Source organism: Ignavibacterium sp., from assembly GCA_032027145.1.
Classification (GTDB): Bacteria; Bacteroidota; Ignavibacteria; order Ignavibacteriales; family Ignavibacteriaceae; genus IGN3.
Genome location: JAVSMP010000001.1, coordinates 1,985,144 through 2,009,059 on the forward strand (window position 1 = coordinate 1,985,144; position 23,916 = coordinate 2,009,059).

Consider the following 23,916-nt stretch of genomic DNA (forward strand, 5'->3'; position numbering starts at 1 on the left):
ACTATTCCTAAAATAACTGTTTGAAAATTTATTTCTTATTATTGCCAAGCAAAATTTTGGAAAAAGAAAGTATAATTGTTAAGGGTGCACGCGAGCACAATTTAAAAAATATAGATGTTGAGATTCCACGAGATTCGTTCACAGTAATTACTGGTTTATCCGGTTCCGGAAAATCTTCTTTAGCATTTGATACTATTTATGCTGAAGGTCAGCGTAGATATATTGAATCATTATCTGCTTATGCTCGTCAGTTTTTAGATATGCTGGAAAAACCTGAAGTAGATTTGATTGAAGGTTTAAGTCCTGCAATTTCAATCGAGCAGAAATCAACTTCAGGTAATCCAAGATCAACCGTAGGAACGGTAACAGAAATTTATGATTATCTAAGATTGCTTTATGCAAGAATCGGGGTTCCGCATTGCTATAATTGCGGTAAACCCGTAACAAAGCAAACTACAAATCAGATAATAGATACAATTATTCAGAATCAATCTGGCAAGAAAGTTAATGTACTTGCACCTGTTGTACGTGGAAGAAAAGGACACTACCGCGAACTTTTTGAAGAAATTGTTTCAGATGGATTCCTGAAAGTTAGAGTTGATGCAGAGTATCATGAAATTGAAAAGGGTTTTCATGTTGACCGGTATAAAATTCATAATATTGAAATAGCTGTTGATAAAATTAATGTCAGTGAAAAATCTCGCAGCAGATTAACTCAATCAGTTGATGTTGCTTTGAATTATGGAGAGGGGATTGTAATTATTGATGAGAACGGCGAAGATAAAATTTATAGCCGGCACTTAGCCTGTTTGGATTGTGGTATTTCTTACCGTGAGCTTGCACCAAATTCTTTCTCATTCAATTCGCCTTATGGTTCCTGCCCTGATTGTGAAGGACTTGGAGAAATAAAACAACTTGATATTAATCTGATAATTCCTGATTGGAATAAATCAATTAATGAAGAAGGAATTGCACCGATTGGAAAGCCTCGGTCAATTTGGTTCTTTAATCAGTTAGAAGCTGTTGGAAAAAAGTTTGGTTTTGATTTCGATACTCCGCTTAAAAATCTGACAGCAGAACAAAAGGATTTATTATTAAACGGAAGTCCAGAAAAAATCTCTTTTACTTACAATTATGGTAAAGGAAAACCTGTAACATATCTGCATAGATTTTCCGGAGTAATGAGTTATCTTAATAATTATTATTCAACCACAACCTCAAATCATATTCGTGATTGGGTTGAGGCTTATATGACTTCTGCAGCCTGCCAAACTTGTAATGGTGGAAGATTAAAAAAAGAATCTTTGTCAGTAAAATTTCAGGGCAAAAATATCAGTGAGGTTACTAAGCTTTCAATAAATCGTGCTGCAGAGTTTTTTAGTACTCTTAAGTTAAAAGGTAAAGAAGCAATTATTGCAAAACCGATTTTAAAAGAAATTATTGAGCGGTTGGGATTTTTATTGAATGTTGGATTGGATTATTTAACTCTTGACCGTTCCGCAAGAACCTTATCCGGAGGAGAATCACAAAGGATAAGGCTGGCAACACAAATTGGTTCTCAACTTGCAGGAGTACTATATGTGCTTGATGAACCATCAATAGGTTTACATCAAAGCGATAATATTAAATTAATAAACTCACTAAAAAATCTCAGGGATCTTGGTAATACTGTAATTGTGGTTGAGCACGACAGAGAGACAATTGATAGTTCTGATTATATGATTGATCTTGGTCCGGCTGCCGGTGTGCAGGGCGGAGAAGTTTGTATTGCTGGCAAAACATCGGAGCTGATTAAAAGAAAAAATGGATTTGATTCATTAACACTTTCTTATCTAACTGATAAAATGCAAATTGAGATTCCGGTAAAAAGGAGAAAAGGAATTGGAAAATCGCTGATCTTAAAAGGTGCAAATGGTAACAATCTTAAAAATGTTAATCTAAAAATCCCACTTGGAACACTTACACTGATAACAGGAGTAAGCGGCTCCGGCAAATCAACATTAGTTAATGAAACACTTGTAAAGATTCTGATGAAGAAAATTTACAATTCCAAACTTGTACCTTTGCCATACAAATCAGTTGAAGGGCTGGAACATATAGACAAAGTAATAGAAATTGATCAATCACCGATTGGCAGAACACCAAGATCTAATCCTGCAACTTATACTGGTTTATTTACTTATATCCGGGATCTTTTTGCACAGCTGCCTGAATCAAAAATGCGGGGTTATGCTACAGGAAGATTTAGTTTTAACGTAGTAGGCGGAAGATGTGAAGAATGCGGCGGTGATGGATTAAAAAAGATTGAAATGAATTTTCTTCCTGATGTTTATGTACTTTGCGATGTTTGCCAGGGAAAAAGATATAACAGAGAAACTTTGCAGGTTTTGTATAAAACAAAATCAATTTCTGATGTTCTCGAAATGCGTATTGATGAAGCTTTGGAATTTTTTAAAGATCTGCCGAGAATTTACAGAAAGATAAAAGCAATTCATGATGTAGGACTTGGTTATATTAAACTTGGGCAGCAGGCAACAACACTTTCAGGCGGTGAAGCACAGCGGGTTAAGCTTGCTACTGAGCTGAGTAAAGTAAGCACAGGAAAAACAATTTACATTCTTGATGAACCAACAACGGGTTTACATTTTGAAGATGTCAAGATTTTGTTAGGTGTATTGAATAAACTTGTTGAAAAAGAAAATACAGTTGTAGTAGTTGAGCATAATCTGGATGTAATTAAAACTGCAGACTGGATTATTGATCTTGGTCCTGGCGGCGGTGAATTTGGTGGCGAAATTATTGCTGAAGGAACACCAGAACAAATAATTAAAAACAAGAAAAGTTTAACCGGAAAATTTTTGGTTAAAGAATTGGGAAAGTAGCATTTATCATCGCTATCCCAACTGTAGGAAAAAGCAATCTGAAAGATTGCTTTGTTGATAACTCCTCGCAATGACAAACATAAAATCAATCAATCTTTGTCGGATCCCATGAACTTCTGAAACCCTCATCCATATTATCCAGAATTTCCATATCAGATTCATCCAAAGTAAAATCATACACACTGGCATTTTCAATTATTCTTTCCTTATGAACAGATTTAGGAATAACAACCAGTTCGTGTTGTATTGCCCAGCGTATTAAAACCTGTGCATTTGATTTTTTGTGTTTATCAGTGATAGGTAAAATATTCTTATCATTTAGCTTTTTTGCTCGCGTTAAAGGAGCATAAGCTTCCAAAATAATTTTGTTTTTATTGCATACCTCAAGTAAATCTTTTTGATAGTTATAAGGATTAAATTCTACCTGATTCATAACAGGAATTGTATTGGCATAAGTAAATAACTCTTCAAGATGGGGAATCATATAATTACTTACTCCGATTGATTTGCAGTAGCCAGATTCATAAATTTTTTCCAATGCTTTCCAACTGTCTTTTCTTTTTTCCTGAACAGGCCAATGAATCAAATAACAATCAATGTAACCTAGATTTAGTTCCTTCAGACTTTTATCAAAAGCTTTAAGTGTAGACTCATAACCTTGATCATCATTCCATAGTTTTGTTGTAACAAAAACTTCTTCTCGTTTTATCCCTGAGTTTCTAATAGCTTCACCAACATCTCTTTCGTTTTTATAAAACTTAGCAGTATCAATATGTCTGTAACCTGCTTCTAATGCCCAGAGTATCGCGTTAATACATACGCTGCCAGATTTAGTAAGATAAACTCCAAGACCAAGTTGTGGAATTTCAACTCCGTTATTCATTTTAATTTTGTAGTTAATATCTCTTTTCATAATTCCTCTGTTAAAAATTCTTATTAAATAAATTTGAACTCATATCCAGCCCTTCTCTTAAAAAGATTGAGCTAAAAATAAAAATAATGTTGTAGCCGCAGGCTTCAGCCTGCGATATTAAGTTGTAAACGCAACCTGAAGGTTGCGGCTACTCTAACAAATTGTATTTTCTCACAGCCTCTTAAAAGAGGGATTTAGGATGAGTTTACAATAACCAAAATTATTAATTCCTATATAAAACAAGTTAAAATTAATAAACATTTAAAAGTTTAAGTGCCATAATTAAAATTGCCGCGATCAAAACGAACTTAATAAGTTTTTCACCTTTCTTAACAGAAAGTTTTGCACCCCACCATCCGCCAAAAGCATTGCCAGCTGAAAGTGTTAATCCGTAAAACCAATTAATATTATCTGTTAAAATAAAAACTAATAGTGCAGGAAGTGTAAATACGAAGACTACAAAAACTTTGTGCATATTAACTCTTATCAGATCTAGTTTCATCAAGTACTGAAACGAAGCCATTAATAAAAAACCAACTCCAACTTGAAGAAATGCACCATAGAATCCAACAATAATCATTGCGATAACAATTTTCCAATCGATAGTAAAATCAATAGAAGATTTTTCTGTTTTCTTTTTCGGCAGAAGCATTGTAATGATAATGAAAATCATTATAACACCAAGAATCTTTTCGAATAATTCATCACTTATATTAACTGCAGTAACTGCACCGAATATTGCTCCTGGTAAAGTAAGGGCAGAAAGAATTATGCTATTTTTGAGCTCATAAAACTTCTCTTTTTTGAAAGCATAAACCGCTGAGGCGTTTTGGAAAAGAAGTGCAACTCGATTTGTTCCATTTGCAACTGATGGATCAAGACCCAGAAAAATCAAGACAGGTAAAGTTAGGGATGAGCCGCCGCCTGCATTAACATTTATAAATGCTGCTATACTGCCCACAGAAAATAAAATCAATATTCCAAGTAAATCGGGCAAACCTTTCCTGTAAAATCTTTTTTAACTAAAGTAAAAATAATTTATTTTAATCAGGAAAAGAATTTTAGTTAAATCATTTTAATACATGTATTAAGTTTATTTTGGATTTAAATTCTTTTGTAGCACTAAGTATGTAGAAGTGTGATATAACCTAAACAAATGTCATCTAAGATAAACTCATACTGACAAGTTGACTTTTAATATTTATGAATTAATTATTTATTTGGATTGGCTATGAACTCAAAAATTCTCACATCTTTTTCAATTATTTTGTTATTAGTATCATTCTCAAATTGCACACAATCCCAGCAGGATTATGTGAAAGATAATTACGATAAAAAAGAATATATGATTGAGATGCGTGATGGAGTAAAACTTTTTACTGCAGTTTATTCACCTAAAGATAAATCAAAACAATATCCAATAATAATGATGAGAACTCCGTATTCATCTAATCCTTACGGCGAAGATAAATTTACCGGATTTTTAGGACCATCAATTAAATTCTTACAAGAAGGATTTATTTTTGTTGTGCAGGATGTTCGCGGCAGATATATGTCCGAAGGTGATTTTGATAATATGCGTCCACATATTCCAAATAAAAATGATAATCAGATTGATGAGAGTAGTGATACTTATGATACAATTGAATGGCTTATCAGTAATATTGAAAACAATAATAAAAAAGTTGGTATGTGGGGTAATTCCTATCCCGGATTTTACACAATAATGGGCTGTATTGATGCACATCCAAACTTAATATGTGCTTCTCCCCAAGCTCCTATTTCTGATTGGTTTGTAGGTGATGATATGCACCATAACGGTGCTTTTTCTGTTCTAATGTCATTTAACTTTTTTAAATATTTTGGAAGTCCAAGACCTGAACCTTTAACAAAATATCCGCCGGCACCAGAATATGATTCGCCTGATGCATATAATTTTTTCATAAATCATACTCCGATAAAAAAATTGAATGAAGAAATTCTGAAAAATAAAATTCCTTTTTGGGATACAATGATGACTCACGGGACTTATGATTACTATTGGAAATCAAGAAGCAATCTGCAGCACTTAAAAAATATAAAACCGGCAATATTATTGGTTGGTGGATGGTATGATGCTGAGGATTTATATGGTGCACTTCATATTTATAAAACTATTGAAGAAAATGATAAATCAAATAATTCAAGATTGGTAATGGGTCCCTGGACTCACGGATCCTGGATCTGGGCAAAAGGAGATTCACTCGGTGATTTTTCTTTTGACGGGAATACGGCTGACTATTATCGCAACGAAATTCTTTTGCCGTTCTTTAAGCACTATCTTAAAGGAGAATCCGCTTTAAACCTGAATGATGCCTATGTTTTTAATACCGGAAAAAATGAATGGAACAATTTTGAAATCTGGCCGCCAAGCGAAAGTACTGAGATTACATATTATTTTCATGATAAAGAAAAATTGAGCGATAAGATCTCTGCTAACCCGCTTTCGTTTTCAGAATATTTAAGTGATCCGTTTAACCCTGTACCATATACAGCAAAATTTCAGGATTCAAAAGAGTTTTATAACCGTCTGCACTTAATTGAAGATCAAAGATATGCTTCAACAAGACCTGATGTTTTAACTTTTACAACTGAACCATTAAAAAAAGATGTAACAATTGCAGGACAAATTATTGCTGATTTATTCGTCTCAACGACTGGAACAGATGCAGATTTTGTAGTCAAAATAATTGATGTTTATCCTGACAGTGCAAAAGATCCAAAACCAAATCCTGCTTTTGTCAAAATGGGCGGTTACGAACGATTAGTCAGAACAGAGATTATGCGCGGTAAATTCAGAAATAGCTATGAACATCCTGAACCGTTTACACCAGATAAAGTAACTGAAGTAAAAATAAATCTTAATGATGCTTTTCATACTTTCAAAACAGGACACAAAATTATGATTCAGGTTTCATCATCTTATTTCCCATTCTTTGATGTAAATCCAAATACTTTTTGTGATATTTACAGTGCTGATAAGGATAAATTTATAAAAGCAAACATTAAAATTTATCACAGTAAAGATCATCCAAGTAATATTGTGTTTAGGATATTAAATTAAATTTTGTTGCAATTATTTTTAATATCAGTCATTCTGCGCATCTGCTTAGGATGATTTTATAAATAAATTAATCACAGTTTATCACTCTTAGAGAAGTCGAAGTGTGATATCAATAAATTTATGAGGTAGCATTTTGAAAAATATTATTATCAGTAGTTATTTATTTTTTTCTTTATTCAGTACTCTGTCATTTGCACAAGCATTTTATAATTCAGAACCATTAGCTCACACTTACTCAATTGTTGCACGCGATCCGCAAACTGGTGAAATGGGTGTTGCAGTTCAATCACACTGGTTTTCAGTTGGTTCTATTGTTGCTTGGGGAGAAGCAGGAGTTGGTGTTGTTGCAACTCAATCATTTGTAAATCCCTCATTCGGTCCGAGAGGATTAGATTTGTTAAAAAAAGGTATGACTGCTCAGGAAGCAGTTGAATTATTAATATCAACAGATGATGGCAGTGAATTAAGGCAGCTTGCAATCGTTGATGCCAAAGGTAATTCATTTGCTTTTACAGGATCAAAATGTATTTCTGAAGCAGGACATTATATTGGCAATGGATATTCTGTTCAGGCAAATATGATGCTGAATAATACAGTTTGGGATGCAATGTCAAAAGCTTTTGAAAATACAAACGGCCCATTAGCTGAAAGATTGGTTGCCGCATTAGAAGCTGCTCAGAACGAAGGCGGCGATATTAGAGGTAAACAATCAGCTTGTTTGCTTGTTGTAAAAGGCAATGCAACTGGAAATGTATGGGAAGATAGATTAATTGATTTACGAGTGGAAGATCATCCGGAACCTGTTAAAGAAATAAAAAGACTGCTGACTGTTTATCGTGCCTATGAGCATATGAATAATGGTGATCTTGCTGTTGAAAAAAATGATATTAAACTTGCAATGCAGGAATACAATGCAGCAATGCAGATGTTTCCAGATAATCTTGAAATGAAATTCTGGACTGCAGTTGCCTTTGTAAATAACGGCGAGATTGATAAATCTTTACCAATGTTTAAGGAGATATTTTCTGCTGATAAAAACTGGAAAATTCTTACTCCAAGACTGGTACCAAACGGTCTATTAAATGTAACTAACGAAAATCTTAAAAAAATATTGTCAGTTAATGAGCATTAAAATAAAATTCATAAAATTCTGTTTACTAATAATAGTTGTATTTTTTGGCTGTAGTACTGAGGAACAAAAAAATGAGCCTGGTCAGGTTCAAAAAGATAAATTTATTCTGCCGCCAAAGCCAGAACAATCTTTAACTCAAAATCAAAATGAGCCTGTTGTGGATTCTAAGGATGCTGAGGAGATTATTGCAGTTATTAAAGAAAATATAGCAGCTACTGAAGCAGAAGATAAAAAACGGGTTATCAAAACAATGCACAAAGATTCACCACAGATTAATTCAACCATTCAGGGAATGGATTTTATATTTGCAAATTATGATATGAAGTTCGATCTTGAACAAGCAAAAATACTCGAAGTAAATGGTGATGAAGCAAAGGTTTATTATAAGCAAACCACTCGTGCTATTAAAGGAGATGGATTTCCGCCAACAAGAATAACCGGCATTCATCATATGAAGAAAGAAAAAGGGGCTTGGAAATTATTTAAAACCGAATATATCTCAAATCAACAAATTAAATAGGTTAAAAAATGGAAAACCAAATTATTAAAAATTGTCTTAGTTGTAACAGAACTGAAAATGAGATTCCGCTTATTTCGCTAAACTATTCAGCTAAACAGACATATATCTGTTCATATTGTCTTCCGTTGTTAATTCATCATCCCGAACAACTGATCGGGAAATTAAAAGGTGCTGAAAAGATTCCCCCTGCTCAGCATAACGATTAACTAAATTAAAATTGTCTTATGTGTTTTATTAAAAATGTAAAATACTTTAAGATAAAATGTTGTATTCTGTTGCTGGTTTTGCTAACTGCTGCTTGCAGTAATTATGGAATTGAACCGAAACCAGTATTAAAATCACCTCCAGGTTTTAGTGGAACAATTAGATTTATCAGTGAGTGGCCTGATAGTGTAAAGAGATCATTTCTGGTAGTCTTTAAAAATCCATTAAAATCTGACAGTGATTTTACAATCCTAAATCTCAAATTTTTGAGTAAAGAAATTCCACTTGGTATTCAGACTCATAAGTTTAGTTCTCTTGATTCTGCCTATATACCTGCAACTCCGGGTTTGTTCTCAGCCGGCTCATATTTTTATGTGGCAGTAGTTCAGCAATCAACTGAAAATCTATCACTTGCACGTAAAGACTGGTTTGTTTCAGGAGTTTACTATACAGATAATGATACAACTACACCAGGTGTACTGATTATTCCGGATAGTACATTCGTTAAAAATATTAATATCAATGTTGACTTTAAGAATCCGCCTCCACAACCACCAGGTGGAAATTGAAAAAGGATTTTATAAAAATTCTTTCTGTTTTAACTGTCCTTATCTTGTCAATAAATTCAAATATATTAATTGCCCAGACGTACAGTATCAGCGGAACTATTACTGATTTAAAATTAAAACCAATTCAGGGAGTTAATGTAGTTATCTTAAATACAAATATTGGTGCAGCCTCTGATCATAATGGTAATTATAGAATATCAGATTTGAAGACTGGTATTTATACAATAGAATTTTCAGCAATTGGGTATCAAAAATTCATTAAAGAGAATGTAACTATTCAGAACCAATCAATTATTTTAAATATAGAATTGAAGGAATCGGTTATACTTTCAGAAGAAGTTCTGGTAACAGCAGGAAAGTATGAACAGAAAAAATCGGAGCTGCCTGTAAGTGCAGAAGTAATATCAGGCAAAGAATTTATTGAAAGAAATTTTAGCAATCTTGCAGATGCTGTGCGTTTTGTACCTGGTGTAACAATGACTGAAGATCAGATCAGTATAAGAGGTTCAAGCGGATACAGCAGAGGTACAGGGTCGAGAGCATTGCTTGCTATTGATGGATTGCCTTTTTATACAGGCGATACAGGTGAGATTGTTTGGGAAATGATTCCGGTTCTGGAAATTAAAAGAGTGGAAATTATTAAAGGTGCTGCCAGTTCATTATACGGCTCTTCAGCAATTGGTGGGGTCGTAAATTGTTTAACAAGAGATATATCCGAAAAACCATTAACTATTTTAAATGGATTTTATGGATTTTTCGATAAACCTTATTACTCTGAATGGAATTGGTCTGGAAAACGAAGACCATTTAACGGATTAACTCTTTCTCATTCAAATACAATCGGAAATCTTGGTTTCAATGTATCATTTACTCGCCTTGAAGAATCAAGCTACAGAAAGGATGATGATTTTAAAAAGTATATCGGTTTTATTAAGACAGTTTATAATTTTTCGCCTGCTGCATCAGTAACTTTTCTTGCGAACACTTTTAATAAACGTGCTGGTCAATTCCTTTATTGGAAAGACTCAAGAAATGCTTTAGTTGTGCCTGAAAAAAACATGAATGACAGAATTGAAACTAACCGTTATTTATTTGGTTTGATGTTCAAAAATCTAATCAATGATAAATATCTGCTCAATATTAAAACAAGCTACTACCGGAATTATTTTAAAGACAATGAAATTACTCCAAATGAATCAGCTTCAAACTTGTACAGAGGAGAAGTACAATTAAACACAAACATTACCAGTTCTATAGTACTGACGGGCGGTGTAGAAGGTAATTACTCGAAAGTTAATTCGAGCCTTTTTGGAAATCCTGAAGCAGTCGGTTTTGGAATCTATACTGTTGCAGATATTAGTTTTTCATTCCCTCTTATAACCAGTATTGGGATAAGATATGATTACAGCAGACTTGATTCACTGAAAGCATCCGGTTCTGTATCTCCAAAACTTGGTTTTAATTACAAGATATTTAATAATTTAGTTTTAAGATCATCACTCGGAATAGGATTCAGAGCACCGGCTCTTTCAGAAGCTTTCACTTCAATTTCAACCAGCGGAATAACTATTAAGCCAAATCCTAATATAAAATCTGAACATAATATGACAATCGAATCCGGACTGAATTATTCTCCATTTAATCAGCTTAGTTTAGACATTGCTGCTTTTTACAATGAGTATTACGATATGATTGAGCCGGGTATTGATCCCACGGACGGAAAAGTTGTATTTACTAATCTTGTAAGAGCGAGAATACAGGGCTTTGAAGCGAGTGCATCAGTCAGCATTCTTCCGGATCAGCTTACACTAATATTTAATTATACATATTTATGGGCAAGAGATCTTGAAACAGGATTAGCATTGCGTTACCGTCCACGGCATATTTTTTATTCTACTATTGATTTTAGAAAATGGAATTTTGAAGCTGAAATTAACTTCAGATATTCCAGCAAAGTTGAAGAGATAGATGAAGAACTTATTGATCTGGGAATTATAGTTGATGGCGAATTACGCGTACCTGTTTATACAACAGATTTAAAATTTGGATATAACTTTTTGTCAACAGGCTTCCCATTAAATATATATCTGAACGTTAAAAATATTTTCAATTACAATTATGTAGAACTTATCGGCAATCTCAGACCGATCAGAAATTTTTCTCTAGGTTTTAATTTTGCATTTTAAGCTCAACTATTATTAATAGTGTTGTAATTTTCATTTTAAATATGGAATTTATTGTAGATTAAAATTGTAATGAGATAGTTAGGGTTTATTTGGTTTAAAAATATTTTAGTGAGACAGTTAAATGAAAAGATATATTACTTTGTTTGCAGTTTTATTATTCATCGGAAATACAATCGCACAACAGGCAAGCGATTATTTTCCTGCACAAACTGGATTCGAATGGAAGTATAAAGTAATTCCACTTGATTCAGCCAGTAATCCAATTAATGAATCAGCTTATTATCGAATGGATAGATTTGAATCTGTTGCTAATTTTCAGGGAAGATCAGCAGACATTGTTCTGACAAAATCAGGTCCTCTGCAAACTATTAAACTTCTGCCTTATCAGGATTCATTATTTTACAGCACAGAAGGAACAAATGGATATAGCTATTACAGCGTAGAGAGCGTTAGGGGATTTTTAAATTCGCTGGATTCACTTGGAATAACCCAGAATTTTAGTTTCTTAAATTTCTTTACTTCTCTGCAGGCTTGGTATGATAATTACCGGTTTGCTTCGCCTGTAAATACACCATATACTTTAATGCAAAAAGATACTGTGATAACTATTGGTACACTGAATGTTCCATTCAGATTCAAATATTCTGGCAGCAGATTAAATGATCAGACTATCTCAACAGCTCTTGGAGATCTTAATTGTAAAAAGTTTTTATTACAATGGAAGATATTATCATATACAGTTGTTGAACTACTTACATTAAATGATACTGTGTGGATTGCTCCTGATAATTGGATTGTCCAGGATATCATTCCAGGTCAATATGTTGATAACCTTACAATGCTCGGTGTTGATCCATTTTCTATCCCTGGACTTGATATTAGACTTACTAATGATATTGTTAGTGTTGAAGATGAAGCAATAATATCGCATAATTTTACACTTGAACAGAATTATCCAAATCCGTTTAATCCGACCACAACAATCAGTTACAACATTCCTCAAAGTTCTTTTGTAACTCTAAAAATTTATGATGCATTAGGGAATGAAGCTGCAGTTCTTGTAAACGAACAAAAAACAGCAGGCAGACATGAAGTAAATTTCAGCAGCTCCCAACTTGCAAGCGGTATTTATTTCTATAGATTGATGTCAGGTTCATTTGATCAAACGAAAAAAATGATTCTTCTTCGTTAATATTTTATCTGAAATTTATTTAAAGAAAACTTTAATTCTAAAACAATTATGCCTCATCTATTATTATCATAGATGAGGCTTTTTATTGGTCTGTTTCTATGATTAGAATAACAAATTATTATATTTGCAATAGAATGAAAAAATGATAATCAATGGATACAGTTACTACAAAAGATGAAAAAAAAACATTATCAAAAATTTTAACACCGCTTCTTTTTCCAATAGTATTATGGGTTATTCACACTCTTTCAGTTTTAATAAATGTAAATCTTAGCAGTTTTGGAATTTATCCAAGGCATCTTAAAGGACTTTTAGGAATTATTGCTTCTCCTTTAATCCATGCTAATTATTCGCATCTGATTTACAATACTGCTCCGCTTATGTTTTTAGGAGTAGGCATTTTTTATTTTTATCCGAAAGTTGCTTACAAATCATTTTTCATTATTTATTTTGGAACCGGAATTCTTGTATGGCTTTTTGCGAGAGAAGCATATCATATTGGTGCAAGCGGAATTATTTATGGATTCATTTCATTTTTATTTTTCAGTGGTTTATTTAGAAAAGATAGTCGTTCAATTGCATTAGCTTTAGTTGTAATTTTTCTTTATGGCGGTTTGATCTGGGGAGTTTTACCAGGTAAACAAAGCATTTCCTGGGAGTCGCATTTGTTTGGGGCAATCGTTGGAATCTTTCCTGCTTTTATTTATAGAAAAGTTGATCCGCCAAAAAAATACGACTGGGAAGATGAAGAATCTGAAACTTCAGTTAGAGATTTAGAAGTTTCTTACGATCCGGAGAAAAACAAATTTTTAGATGAGTTATAACTTTGTGAGTCATTGCGAGTGAGTCTTCGAGCGAAGCAATCCGATATCAAATTCTAAATAAATGACAGATTGTATCACTTCCGATAAGTCGGGATTTGTAATGACTTTGAAATTTTAATAATTATTTAAAAATGTTTTGGAACTGAAATGAAAAAAACAACAACAGAAACTCGTGCTTACCGCACTGAAATGAATGACAGAATTTTAAATTCCGGTTTTCGAGATTTTAATAAATTCTTTGCACTTGATAACAAAGCTTACATCAATGGTGCATTAAATGCAAAAACAAAAGAACTAATGGGACTTGTTGCCTCAATGGTGCTGCGCTGCAACGATTGCATTTTTTATCATATAGATCGTTCAATTCAGGAAGGTGCAACCAAAGAAGAACTGATGGAGACTTTTAACATAGCTCTTATTGTCGGCGGTTCAATTGTTATTCCACATTTGCGTTTTGCATTTGAAGTTATGGATAACTTATTTAATGAAAAAGAAAGTTCAGAAAAATGATTATTGTTCCCAAAAACATTGTAACAGTAGATTCTAAAGAACGAATATTAAAAAATCATTTTGTAGAAATAGAGAACGGCAGAATTATTTCTATTAAAAAGAATGATGAAAAATATTTTTCTAAAAATAAAAATAGAGTTCTCAGATTTGATGACCTCACTTTAATTCCCGGATTTGTACAAACGCATATTCACCTTTGCCAGACATTATTCCGCTGTTTGGCTGATGATCTTGAACTTCTTGATTGGCTTCAGTTAAGAATATTTCCTTACGAAAATGCACATAATAAAAATTCTCTTTTAACTTCTGTCAGATTAGGATTAAATGAATTACTTTTGAGCGGCACAACAACATTGCTTGATATGGGAACTTTACGGCATCAGGAAGTTATCTTTGAAGAATTGCAAAATGCCGGTATGCGTGCAATTGCCGGCAAATGTTTGATTGATGAGAATGATTTATTCCCGGATTTTAAATCAGAAACAAGATCCGAATTGAAAGATATTTATCAGCTTGCTAAGACTTTTCATAATACTTCGAATGGAAAAATTAAATACGGGTTTGCTCCTAGATTTGTTTTATCCTGTTCTGAAGAACTTCTTAAAGAATCATTTGAAATGAAAAAAGATTTTGCAGGCAGTTTATACCACACTCATTCATCAGAAAATAAAGATGAAATTGCTGAAGTTAAGCGAAGACATAAAAAAGAAAATATCGAATATTTCAATTCAATTGGTGTTATTGATGATCATTCTGTTTTAGCACATTGCATTCATGTTAATGATAAAGAAATTGGTTTACTGAAAAAAAATAATACCCGTGTTTCTCATTGTCCTTCATCAAACTTAAAGCTTGGCTCAGGGATTGCAAATATTCCAAAATATTTGAAGCAGGGAATATCTGTTTCACTTGGTGCTGATGGCGCACCATGTAATAATAATTTAAGTATCTTTAATGAAATGAGATTAGCTGCATTTATTCAAAAACCGATTCATGGTTCATCAAGTATGGATGCAAAAACAGTTTTTAAGCTTGCCACTATTGAAGGTGCAAAAGCACTACATCTTCAAGATGAGATTGGAAGTATTGAAGCTGGAAAAAAAGCAGATCTGGTTTTGTTAAATCTTAATACTAATACTCACTCAATTTCAGAAAGTGATGACTCTGTTTATTCTGATATTGTTTATTCATCTTCAGCGGATTCAGTTCATTCTGTTATGATAGAAGGTGAATGGAAAGTTCTCAATAGAAAATCACTTCTTTATGATAAAAAAGAATTGAAGCAAACATCTAAAGAAGAATTGAAAAAATTATTAAATAGAGTAAAAAATTAATTTGCGAGCTTCTGTGTTTTGGAGTTCCTGCCTGCCACAGGCAGTTTAGTTGCAAAAACTGAATTGCCACAAAAACATAAAAGCACTTAATAACACTAAAAGAGAAATAAGATTGAAAAAAATATTATTAGCAACTACAAACAAAGGCAAACTAAACGATGTTAAAGAAATCCTTAAGGATTTGGATGTAGAAATTTTATCATTTCTGGATTTTGAAAATCATCCTGAAGTTGAAGAAAACGGTAATACATTTTTAGAAAATGCAATAATAAAAGCACGTGCTGCGTTTGATAAATACAGGATTCCAAGTATCGGAGATGATTCCGGTTTAGAAGCATTTCAATTAAATGGTGAACCCGGCATCTATTCTGCAAGATACGCAGGTGAAAATGCTGATGATGAAAAAAATAATTTATTGTTAATAAAAAAACTTTCGGAATTTCCGGAGCCACATCCTGGCAGATTTGTTTGTGCTGCAGTTTATTATGATGGCAAAGAGATTAAATCTGCTATTGGAGAAATACAAGGAAACATTATAAAAATTCCGCGTGGTAAAAATGGATTTGGATATGATCCGCTGTTTGTTCCAAATGGTTATGATGTAACTACTGCTGAAATGCCGCACCAGGAAAAAAATAAAATAAGTCATAGGTTCAATGCTTTTAAGCAATTGAAAAAACTATTATGAGAAAGATAATTTGATGCTCTTTTAGTTACTTCTGTGCTATTACAGCCTGAACTGTTCCGAAAGTAAAATTATATGTTTTGATTTTACCAAATCCTGAGTTCCTCAAAAGTTTTTCAAGATTGACTTTTTCATCAAACTCTTCAACAGAATCGGGCAGATAAGTGTATGCAGCCTTATCTCCTGAAATTATCCCGCCGAGTACAGGTAAAATATTTTTGAAGTAAAATTTATAAATAGATCTTATTATTTTATTGGTAGGCATTCTAAACTCAATTATCGTAGCTTTCCCATTAGGCTTCAAAATGCGGTAGAAAGAATTAAATCCTTGCTGAATATCATAGAAATTTCTAACTCCAAAGGCTACTGTTATATTTGTAACAGATTCATCCTTAAAAGGAATTTTTTCAGCAACCATTTGGACCAGTTTGCCATCAATCCAGTTTGCTTTTTTATTGAACAAGTTTAGCATATTATAAGAAAAATCAGCTCCAAAGATTTTTTGCACTCCCATTTTATTTGCTTGAATTGCAACATCACCGGTTCCGCAGGCAACATCAAGTAAAATGGAATCAGAATTAAATCCGCTAAGTTTTAATGCTTTTTTCCGCCAGTAAAAATCCAGTCCAAAACTCAGCAGATGATTTAGAAAATCATATCTGCCGGCAATGTTATCAAACATTTTTTTTACTTGAGTTTTTTTATCGCTCATCTCAATTAATGATTTTCATATTCAAATTTATCTTTTCCGATTTTTTTATGCCACCAGTTGAAAAAGATCTTTCCGCTCCACATAGAAACTATTGCAAAAACCAATCCGCCAATTAAATCAATAACATAGTGATACCACAAATAAACTGTAGCAATGATTAGCAAAGTCCCGACAGGAATAAAAAAGTATCTGCTTCTGCTTCTCAATTTAACTGATAAGTACATTACAATAAGAGTTATCATAGTATGCCCACTCGGGAATACATCACGCTGAACAACCTCGGCAGGGTTTGGTGTTCCAAATGGAATTCCTTCACCGGTGTTAGTCATTTCTCTCAAGAAATTTGTAAAATACAAACCTGGTAGTACTTCGTTGATAGAATTAAAATCGTGAAGTGTAAATCTTGGACCGATGCCTGGTAAAGCAAAGTATCCTAAATAAGAAAGAAAAAAACCATAGATGACCGAGAACAATGCAAAATCTAAAGCAATAAATCTATCTTTTTTGAGAAGTGACAGTCCAAGAATAATCGGAAGGAGATAAAATGATCCGTAAACGATTTGTAATATCTCAGTTAGTAAAGGAAAAGAAATATGATATATCAAATGTGTCGGGTCGGTTCCGAACAACCATCTATCTATTGCAATAAACAAGTCATCATAATCCTGCCCTCGGATTGGTTTTACCATAAAGAATAGTTGTTTGAAAGTAAGAAGAATTAAAGGAGCAATGTACCAGTAATGAGTAATTCGCCAAACTTTTTTTTGTGTTTTTGCTTCAAGAAAAGAAATTGTAAATGCTAATCCGATAACGAATAGATTTATAAAAATCCAGTTAAGGGAATTTTCAATTCTCTGATAAAAAATTATATGAAGAGTTATCAAAAAAACAGAAAAGCTGATAACAACAATATCAAAAGCTTTAAGGGTTTTTATTAAGGATTTTACTTTATCCATCTCTCAGTCTATTATCACCTGGATTTGTTTTGTTTTACAAACTCTGCGAGATTAATAAAGTCATCAACATTAAACTGCTCTGCACGATTTGATAAGTCTATACCGCACCCGCTAAAATCTATATCGGCAAATATACTATTGCTCAGGGAATTTTTTAATATTTTTCTTCTGTTTCCGAATGATGATTTTACTACAGATTTAAATATTGAATTAAACTCAGTGTCCGTTCTTTTCTCATCAAAATAAATATGCACTATTGCAGAATCAACATTTGGTTTCGGGTAAAACACATTTCTGGATACTTTAAATACTAATTCTGCTTTACCGAAATAATTCAGTAATACTGAAAGAATTCCGTAATCTTTAGTCCCGATTTTTGCAGTCATTCTTTTAGCAACTTCAAACTGAACCATTAAAACTGCATCTTTAATAATTCTGTTATTATCAAAAAGCTTAAAGAGTATCGGTGATGTAATGTTATAGGGGATATTTCCAACAACTCTGATTTTATTTTTATTCTTCTGAAAAATTTCTGACAAATCAATTTCAAGAAAATCCTGCTGAATGATCTTCATAACCTTAAAGCGGTTTATCAGATCCTCAATTACTCTTTTATCAATTTCTACTGCATAAAAAGTTGAATTAAAGTTAACTAAATATTGAGTAAGTGCTCCTTGCCCAGGACCTATTTCTATGATAACATCATTTTCTTTTGGTTCAATTTCAGAAATGATCTTCCTGATTATATTTTGATCCTGCAGATAGTTTTGACCGAAGCGTTTTAATGGTATTATTCTACTCATAATTTCAATTACTGTGTGGTAAAAAATAAGGATTTATTTTTTAATCCCGTAAAGCGGTTTGTATAAGAAATAAATATCAAATAGTTTTTGTAGAGACTTTTTAACAATTAACAGGAGTTTTAATGCCGGAAAAATTTGTAGTAAGTATAGATATGGGAGGCACAAAAATCCTTGCATCAGTGATTAATTCAAACAAGGGGATTGTTGCCAGACACAAAAAACCTACTAATATTAACAGTGGAACAAAAGAGTATGTTAAAGACACTGCAGAACTTATCCATAAAGTGGTTAAATCATCAGGATTAAAAAAACATAATATCGCTGCAGTATGTCTCGGTGTTCCCGGATCAGTAAATCCGAATACCGGGGTAATTGGATTAGCACCAAATCTTGGGATAAAAAATTTCAGGATGAAAGCAGAGCTGCAGAAATTAATTCCATATCCGGTTTTACTAGAAAATGATGTTAATCTTGGTGCCCTTGGCATTAAAAATTTTGGGATTGGAAAAAAATCAAATAATATGCTCGCGGTTTTTATCGGCACCGGTATAGGCGGAGGTATTGTTATCAATAACAAATTATACCGCGGTTCCACTTTTGTTGCTGGCGAAATAGGACATATTCTTGTTCAGAAAAACGGACCAATGTGCGGCTGCGGAAAGAAAGGCTGTTTTGAAGCAATGGCAAGCAGAACCGCAATTGTTAATCAGATAGAATATGATATTAAAAAATTAAAAAAGAAAAGCATCCTTTCAGAACTTATTAGGTCAAAGCAAAGAATTAAAAGCAGTGAATTACAAAATGCAGTTTTAAAAGGAGATAGAGTTACAATAAAACGAATGACTGACGCCTGCAAAGTAATTGGAGAAGTACTTGGGAGTGTCTGCAGTTTAATGAATTTCGATATGATAGTTTTGGGCGGCGGGGTAGTTGAGGCATTGGGTGATTTTATGCTTCCAATAATAAAGGTGGAATTTAAAAAACAAGTTTTTAGTGTTTCCGGTAAAGGAGTAAAAATTGTTACTTCTAAACTGGGTGATGATGCTGCTATTTATGGCGGGCTGGCTTTAGCAGAAGAATATTTTGGTAGAAAGTTTTAAGTGAATTGAGATTCAATCTTAATTAATTTCTCATTAAGTTCTTCCCACTTTTTCATCGCAAGTTCCAGATCAGACTTTGTCTGGTTTAAGTATTTGGTTGTCTCTTTAGCAATTTCTCCTTTTGAATAGATAACCGGATCAGCAAGTTTTATTTCTAATTCTTTTATTTTGGTTTCATAAGTATCAATCATACTTTCAACTTTAGAAATTTCTATCACTAAATCTTTGGTTGCCTTATGCTTTTGCTGACGCAGTTCAGCTTCAATCCTTTTTTGATCTTTTCGATTTGTAATTGTTAATTCTTTTTTATCCTTTCTTGTCTTAACTATATCATCTCTTTCAAAGGTGGAATGTTCTCTTTTTTCAATAAAGTAATCAATCCCGCCATAGTAAGTTTTAAGATTACCTTTTCTGATGTCAATTACCTTTGTAACAATTGGTCTTAAAAAATCTATATCGTGTGAAACGAGAACCAATGTTCCGGTAAAATCAATTAATGCCTTTTGCAATATGAGTTTTGAGTTATAGTCCAGATGGTTTGTTGGTTCATCAAGAATGATAAAATTAGATTTTGTAAGAAGGATTTTGCAAAGCGCAACTCGGCTTTTTTCACCGCCTGAGAGAACCCCGACTTTTTTAAAAACATCATCACCTGTAAATAAAAAAGAACCAAGCAATGATCTTAACTGACCAAGAGTCTTTTCTTCATCAATTCCATCAACGGTTTCAATAATTTCCAGCTCAGGATCAAGGTTATCTGCAACATCCTGTGCATAATATGATATGATAGTATTGTGTCCAACAATTCTATCGCCGGAATCAAAACCAATTACACCTGCAATAATTTTTGCAAGTGTTGATTTACCAGCTCCATTAGGTCCTACGAAAGCAATTTTTTCACCTCTCCCAATTTCAAAATCAATTCCTTCAAAAACTTTTATATCGCCGTATGATTTGAAAATACTGTTCAATTTTACAGGGGTTCTTCCACTCAAAGCAGGCTGAGTGAATTTAATATTAATTTTTGAATTAGATTCAGGCAGCTCAATCAATTCAATCTTTTCAAGTTGTTTTATTCTGCTTTGAACTTGTCGTGCTTTTGTAGCCTTATATCTGAAGCGTTCAATGAATTTTTCAGTTTCTTTTATTTTATTTTGCTGTTGTTCAAATTGTTGAACTGCTAATTCATCCCGTTCAGCTTTATAGCGCAGATAGGCATCGTAATCACCCTTGAAAGTATAAAACTTACCCAGAAAAATTTCCAAAGTTCTGTTAGTTACCTGATTGACAAAATTTTTATCGTGTGATACAATCAGTAAACCGCCTTTATATGCTTTTAAGTAACTGATCAGCCATTCAAGCGAATCAATATCAAGGTGATTAGTCGGTTCATCCAATAAAAGTATGTCATTTTGTGAAATAAGAATTTTTGCTAAAGCAATTCTCATTTGCCATCCGCCAGAAAACTCATCGGTTAAGCGGTTAAAATCCGACTCTTCAAAACCCAGTCCTATTAAAATCTTTTCAACTTTTGATTGTACAGAATAAGAATCCATTCCTTCAAGAATATGATGTACTTCGCCAAGTTGGTGAGCAAGGTCCATTTTCTCTTCATCAGAAAGTTCCGGCGCATTAAGTGCATTTGTTATTTCTTTCTCTTTATTGTTAAGCTCAACGATATCACTTAATGCTGAAGAAGCTTCTTCAAGTAAAGAATTACCGGAGTGTGTAACATGTTCCTGAGGAAGATATCCAATGGTGATTCTTTTTTGTTTTAATACTTCACCTGATTCTGGTTGAAGAGAGCCATTTATGATTTTAAGAAGTGATGATTTACCAGTACCGTTTGCCCCGACAAGTGAGATTTTATCTCCGGATGCGATTTTATAATTGACATCTTTAAAGAGATAATTACCATTGAATTGTAAAGAGATATTTACAAGATCAATCATTACAGAAACAACTACTCTCTGATAACTGCTATTTTTCCGGTTTCTACACTATTACCTTCCTGATCGTAGGCGATAACAATATAAACTCCGCTGTTTACAAGATTTCCATTTTCATCTCTTCCATCCCAAAAAGCAGTTCTGCCGCCTGGTGATGAAAACTGTCTGATAAGTACTCCTGAAACTGAAATAATTTTTATATCAGAATTTCTTATCAACCCATCAATGGTAACAAGTTTGGATTCATTGTTTAACCTTAGTGGATTTGGGAAAATTGTTAAGCCGTCAAAACTTTCAACAGGTAAAATAGATGGTGTATCGAAGAAAGTTAAACCTTCATCGGTACCTACAAATATTCTACCGGTCTTTTCATCAATAGCTAAACTGGTAATTACATCAGACGGAAGCGGACTGTTTCTAGAATCAAGAGTTTTCAAGAGCTGTGTTCCATCCGAATTTAAAAGCATAAGCCCTTGATTTGTTCCAAGCCATTTTTGATTTAGTGGATCAACTACCATTGCGTTTATTGTTTGCTGTCTGACAGAAAAAGATGTACTGATTTTAAATTGAGGGTTATTTGAGTTTAATACAATACTGGGATTTGTAATTATATTAACTCCCAGATTTGTTCCTACCCAAACATCACCACGCCTATCAACTACAAGACTTAATACATTGTTGCTTGTTAATCCTTTTACAGTGCTTACAAAACCAAAACTATCATCTGATTCATTATTGTAGGTCCCTTTTTCATTAAAGTAATATAAACCCAAGCCTCCGCCGTTTGTCATCAGATACCATTTGGTTCCAAAATTATCGATAACGAGATTTTTGAACTCACTAAATTCTCCATATTGTTCAGTAGGATTCTGAAAGCTATACCAAACACTGTCCTTAGTTAGAAGATAAAGTGATTTTTTATCAGCTGGTCTTAAGTTTAAAATCCATAAATTATTTTTTGAATCCTCAGCAAATGCCGGGATAACAACAAATTTATTATTTTGGTTTATGCCAACCATTGGGGTATTATCTGAGTGATATCTAAATATTCCATTAGAATTAATTTTAACAAAACCTTGTCCCCAGCTGCCTGCATAAATAGTATTATCACTCGAACAAAAAACAGAATAGTAAGCATTTGTGAAAAGCTCAGGGTGATTTGCTGTGTTATATGTTTCCCAGATTGATCCATCAAAATTATACAAGCCCTTACCCGAAACATCCTTTCCGCTTGCAGACCATAAGTTTCCTGTCTTGTCAACGATCATATCAGGAAATTGATTAGCTGCCGGTCCATTCGGAACAAGTATTCCTGAATCTGTTTGTATTCCTATCTTGGATGATATAATTAAACCATTTGTAGTTGAATAAGCTAACCCGGTTGGATTTCCGCTTACACTCTTAATCTCACTTAAATTGTTTCCATCATATAAAAAAACTTTAGTTGAAGTAAGCAGATATAAATCTGAACCTTCAACAATCATATCAAGAATATTAATACTTGTCAGCCCGAGATATGTTTGCCATACACTTCCGTTAAATATGGATAATCCTAAACTTGTTGCTGCTATAAGATTTCCATTATAAAAAGCTAATTTGTTTACAGCACCAGCAGGTAATCCATTGTTTTGATTGTAAACATTCCATGATTCAGGAGCAGAAAGATTAACAGCTCCGGGTTTCTGTATTGCAATACCTTCTTGAGTAGCCGCATAAATCAAGTCTGTAATCAGAATATGATTAACTTTTATATTTGATGTAAAGGACCCGAACTTAAAGTAAGTATCATAAAAGAAAAAATTGTTTGCATCAATAACAGAAATTCCGAAATCAGTTGAGATAAAAATGCTATCACCATGTGCAGTTATGCTATTAATTGCTTTATTAGTCTTATCAGAGTTGAAGATATCCAGTATAGCTTTGAAGCTGTTGCTTTGCGGATTATAAACGTCTATGGTTCCGTTTGCACTTCCAAACCATACTTTATTATTATGATCAATAGCAACCGAAAATAAATTTCTGCCAAGCAAACCTTGAGACTTATGATAAGTCTTGTAACCGCTCTCAGCAAAATCGTAATAAAATGCTCCGCCGCTTGTTGCTGCCCATACTCCGTTTTCAACAATTGTTATACAATTGACGTTTTCCATATTAGCATAATTTTGCCAATTAGTTTGTTGTTGTGCAAAAGCAATTGAAGATAGAATTAACAAAACAACAATTGATAAGATTCTTTTCATTTTAATTCCCAGAGTTTTTTACGCATTTGCTGTAACATCTATATCCGATTAAATATTGTTGATGTTAAAATATAACTATTTGGATTTATTTAAAGTGGAAAA

At 33.0% G+C, this 23,916-nt stretch carries 20 protein-coding genes; 13 read left to right on the top strand and 7 right to left on the bottom strand.

Features of this window, described 5'->3' with window-relative positions; genetic code table 11:
- Nucleotides 1-56 precede the first annotated feature (56 nt).
- Nucleotides 57-2,882 carry an excinuclease ABC subunit UvrA gene (gene uvrA / locus ROY99_08335; protein MDT3696388.1) on the top strand — a complete coding sequence of 942 codons (2,826 nt, stop codon included), beginning with the start codon at nt 57-59 and terminating at the stop codon, nt 2,880-2,882.
- An 85-nt stretch (nt 2,883-2,967) separates the two neighbouring features.
- Here the strand turns inward: uvrA and ROY99_08340 are convergent, their stop codons facing one another.
- Together ROY99_08340 and ROY99_08345 are read right to left on the bottom strand one after the other, a co-directional pair.
- Nucleotides 2,968-3,795 carry an aldo/keto reductase gene (locus tag ROY99_08340; GenBank protein MDT3696389.1) on the bottom strand — a complete coding sequence of 276 codons (828 nt, stop codon included), beginning with the start codon at nt 3,793-3,795 and terminating at the stop codon, nt 2,968-2,970.
- Nucleotides 3,796-4,045: 250 nt separating this feature from the next.
- Complete coding sequence (locus tag ROY99_08345; GenBank protein MDT3696390.1) at nt 4,046-4,792, bottom strand: sulfite exporter TauE/SafE family protein; 747 nt, start codon at nt 4,790-4,792, stop codon at nt 4,046-4,048.
- A gap of 234 nt (nt 4,793-5,026) precedes the next feature.
- Here ROY99_08345 and ROY99_08350 point away from each other — a divergent pair, with 234 nt between their 5' ends.
- The 11 genes from ROY99_08350 to rdgB all read left to right on the top strand — a co-directional run bounded on the left by ROY99_08350 (nt 5,027) and on the right by rdgB (nt 16,057).
- Nucleotides 5,027-6,898, top strand: a complete 1,872-nt coding sequence (locus tag ROY99_08350; protein ID MDT3696391.1) for a CocE/NonD family hydrolase — start codon at nt 5,027-5,029, stop codon at nt 6,896-6,898.
- A gap of 133 nt (nt 6,899-7,031) precedes the next feature.
- Nucleotides 7,032-8,030 carry a DUF1028 domain-containing protein gene (locus ROY99_08355; GenBank protein ID MDT3696392.1) on the top strand — a complete coding sequence of 333 codons (999 nt, stop codon included), beginning with the start codon at nt 7,032-7,034 and terminating at the stop codon, nt 8,028-8,030.
- Nucleotides 8,020-8,550: a hypothetical protein gene (locus tag ROY99_08360; protein MDT3696393.1), complete on the top strand. Its 531-nt coding sequence runs from the start codon at nt 8,020-8,022 to the stop codon at nt 8,548-8,550. Before ROY99_08355 ends, ROY99_08360 begins: the two co-directional genes overlap by 11 nt.
- An 8-nt stretch (nt 8,551-8,558) precedes the next feature.
- Entirely contained in the window at nt 8,559-8,756 is a 198-nt protein-coding gene (locus tag ROY99_08365) for a hypothetical protein (protein ID MDT3696394.1), read from the top strand.
- Nucleotides 8,757-8,825: 69 nt separating this feature from the next.
- Entirely contained in the window at nt 8,826-9,323 is a 498-nt protein-coding gene (locus tag ROY99_08370) for a hypothetical protein (GenBank protein ID MDT3696395.1), read from the top strand.
- Nucleotides 9,320-11,509, top strand: coding sequence for a TonB-dependent receptor (locus tag ROY99_08375; protein MDT3696396.1), 2,190 nt, complete (start codon nt 9,320-9,322; stop codon nt 11,507-11,509). The genes ROY99_08370 and ROY99_08375 overlap by 4 nt, the downstream gene beginning before the upstream one ends.
- Before the next feature lie 121 nt (nt 11,510-11,630).
- A complete protein-coding gene (locus ROY99_08380; protein ID MDT3696397.1) occupies nt 11,631-12,701 on the top strand; it encodes a T9SS type A sorting domain-containing protein in 1,071 nt (356 codons plus the stop codon).
- Between the two features lie 152 nt (nt 12,702-12,853).
- Nucleotides 12,854-13,525, top strand: coding sequence for a rhomboid family intramembrane serine protease (locus ROY99_08385; protein ID MDT3696398.1), 672 nt, complete (start codon nt 12,854-12,856; stop codon nt 13,523-13,525).
- A 147-nt stretch (nt 13,526-13,672) separates the two neighbouring features.
- Nucleotides 13,673-14,035, top strand: coding sequence for a carboxymuconolactone decarboxylase family protein (locus ROY99_08390; GenBank protein MDT3696399.1), 363 nt, complete (start codon nt 13,673-13,675; stop codon nt 14,033-14,035).
- Nucleotides 14,032-15,369 carry an amidohydrolase family protein gene (locus ROY99_08395; protein MDT3696400.1) on the top strand — a complete coding sequence of 446 codons (1,338 nt, stop codon included), beginning with the start codon at nt 14,032-14,034 and terminating at the stop codon, nt 15,367-15,369. Before ROY99_08390 ends, ROY99_08395 begins: the two co-directional genes overlap by 4 nt.
- Nucleotides 15,370-15,481: 112 nt before the next feature.
- Complete coding sequence (gene rdgB / locus ROY99_08400) at nt 15,482-16,057, top strand: RdgB/HAM1 family non-canonical purine NTP pyrophosphatase (protein ID MDT3696401.1); 576 nt, start codon at nt 15,482-15,484, stop codon at nt 16,055-16,057.
- A 25-nt stretch (nt 16,058-16,082) separates the two neighbouring features.
- Here rdgB and ubiE read toward each other — a convergent pair whose 3' ends face one another.
- Genes ubiE through rsmA form a run of 3 tightly spaced genes read right to left on the bottom strand, consistent with a single transcriptional unit; the run spans nt 16,083 to nt 18,525 of the window.
- A complete protein-coding gene (gene ubiE / locus ROY99_08405) occupies nt 16,083-16,766 on the bottom strand; it encodes a bifunctional demethylmenaquinone methyltransferase/2-methoxy-6-polyprenyl-1,4-benzoquinol methylase UbiE (protein ID MDT3696402.1) in 684 nt (227 codons plus the stop codon).
- A gap of 5 nt (nt 16,767-16,771) precedes the next feature.
- Entirely contained in the window at nt 16,772-17,722 is a 951-nt protein-coding gene (locus tag ROY99_08410) for a phosphatase PAP2 family protein (protein ID MDT3696403.1), read from the bottom strand.
- Between the two features lie 14 nt (nt 17,723-17,736).
- A complete protein-coding gene (gene rsmA, locus ROY99_08415) occupies nt 17,737-18,525 on the bottom strand; it encodes a 16S rRNA (adenine(1518)-N(6)/adenine(1519)-N(6))-dimethyltransferase RsmA (protein MDT3696404.1) in 789 nt (262 codons plus the stop codon).
- Between the two features lie 122 nt (nt 18,526-18,647).
- Here rsmA and ROY99_08420 point away from each other — a divergent pair, with 122 nt between their 5' ends.
- Complete coding sequence (locus tag ROY99_08420) at nt 18,648-19,625, top strand: ROK family protein (protein MDT3696405.1); 978 nt, start codon at nt 18,648-18,650, stop codon at nt 19,623-19,625.
- Here ROY99_08420 and ROY99_08425 read toward each other — a convergent pair.
- Together ROY99_08425 and ROY99_08430 are read right to left on the bottom strand one after the other, a co-directional pair.
- On the bottom strand, nt 19,622-21,577 hold the full coding sequence (locus ROY99_08425) for an ABC-F family ATP-binding cassette domain-containing protein (GenBank protein ID MDT3696406.1): 1,956 nt from the start codon (nt 21,575-21,577) through the stop codon (nt 19,622-19,624). The genes ROY99_08420 and ROY99_08425 overlap by 4 nt on opposite strands.
- A gap of 11 nt (nt 21,578-21,588) precedes the next feature.
- Nucleotides 21,589-23,814 (bottom strand): two-component regulator propeller domain-containing protein, encoded by a 2,226-nt coding sequence (locus tag ROY99_08430; protein ID MDT3696407.1) that lies wholly within the window; start codon nt 23,812-23,814, stop codon nt 21,589-21,591.
- Nucleotides 23,815-23,916: the final 102 nt, after the last annotated feature.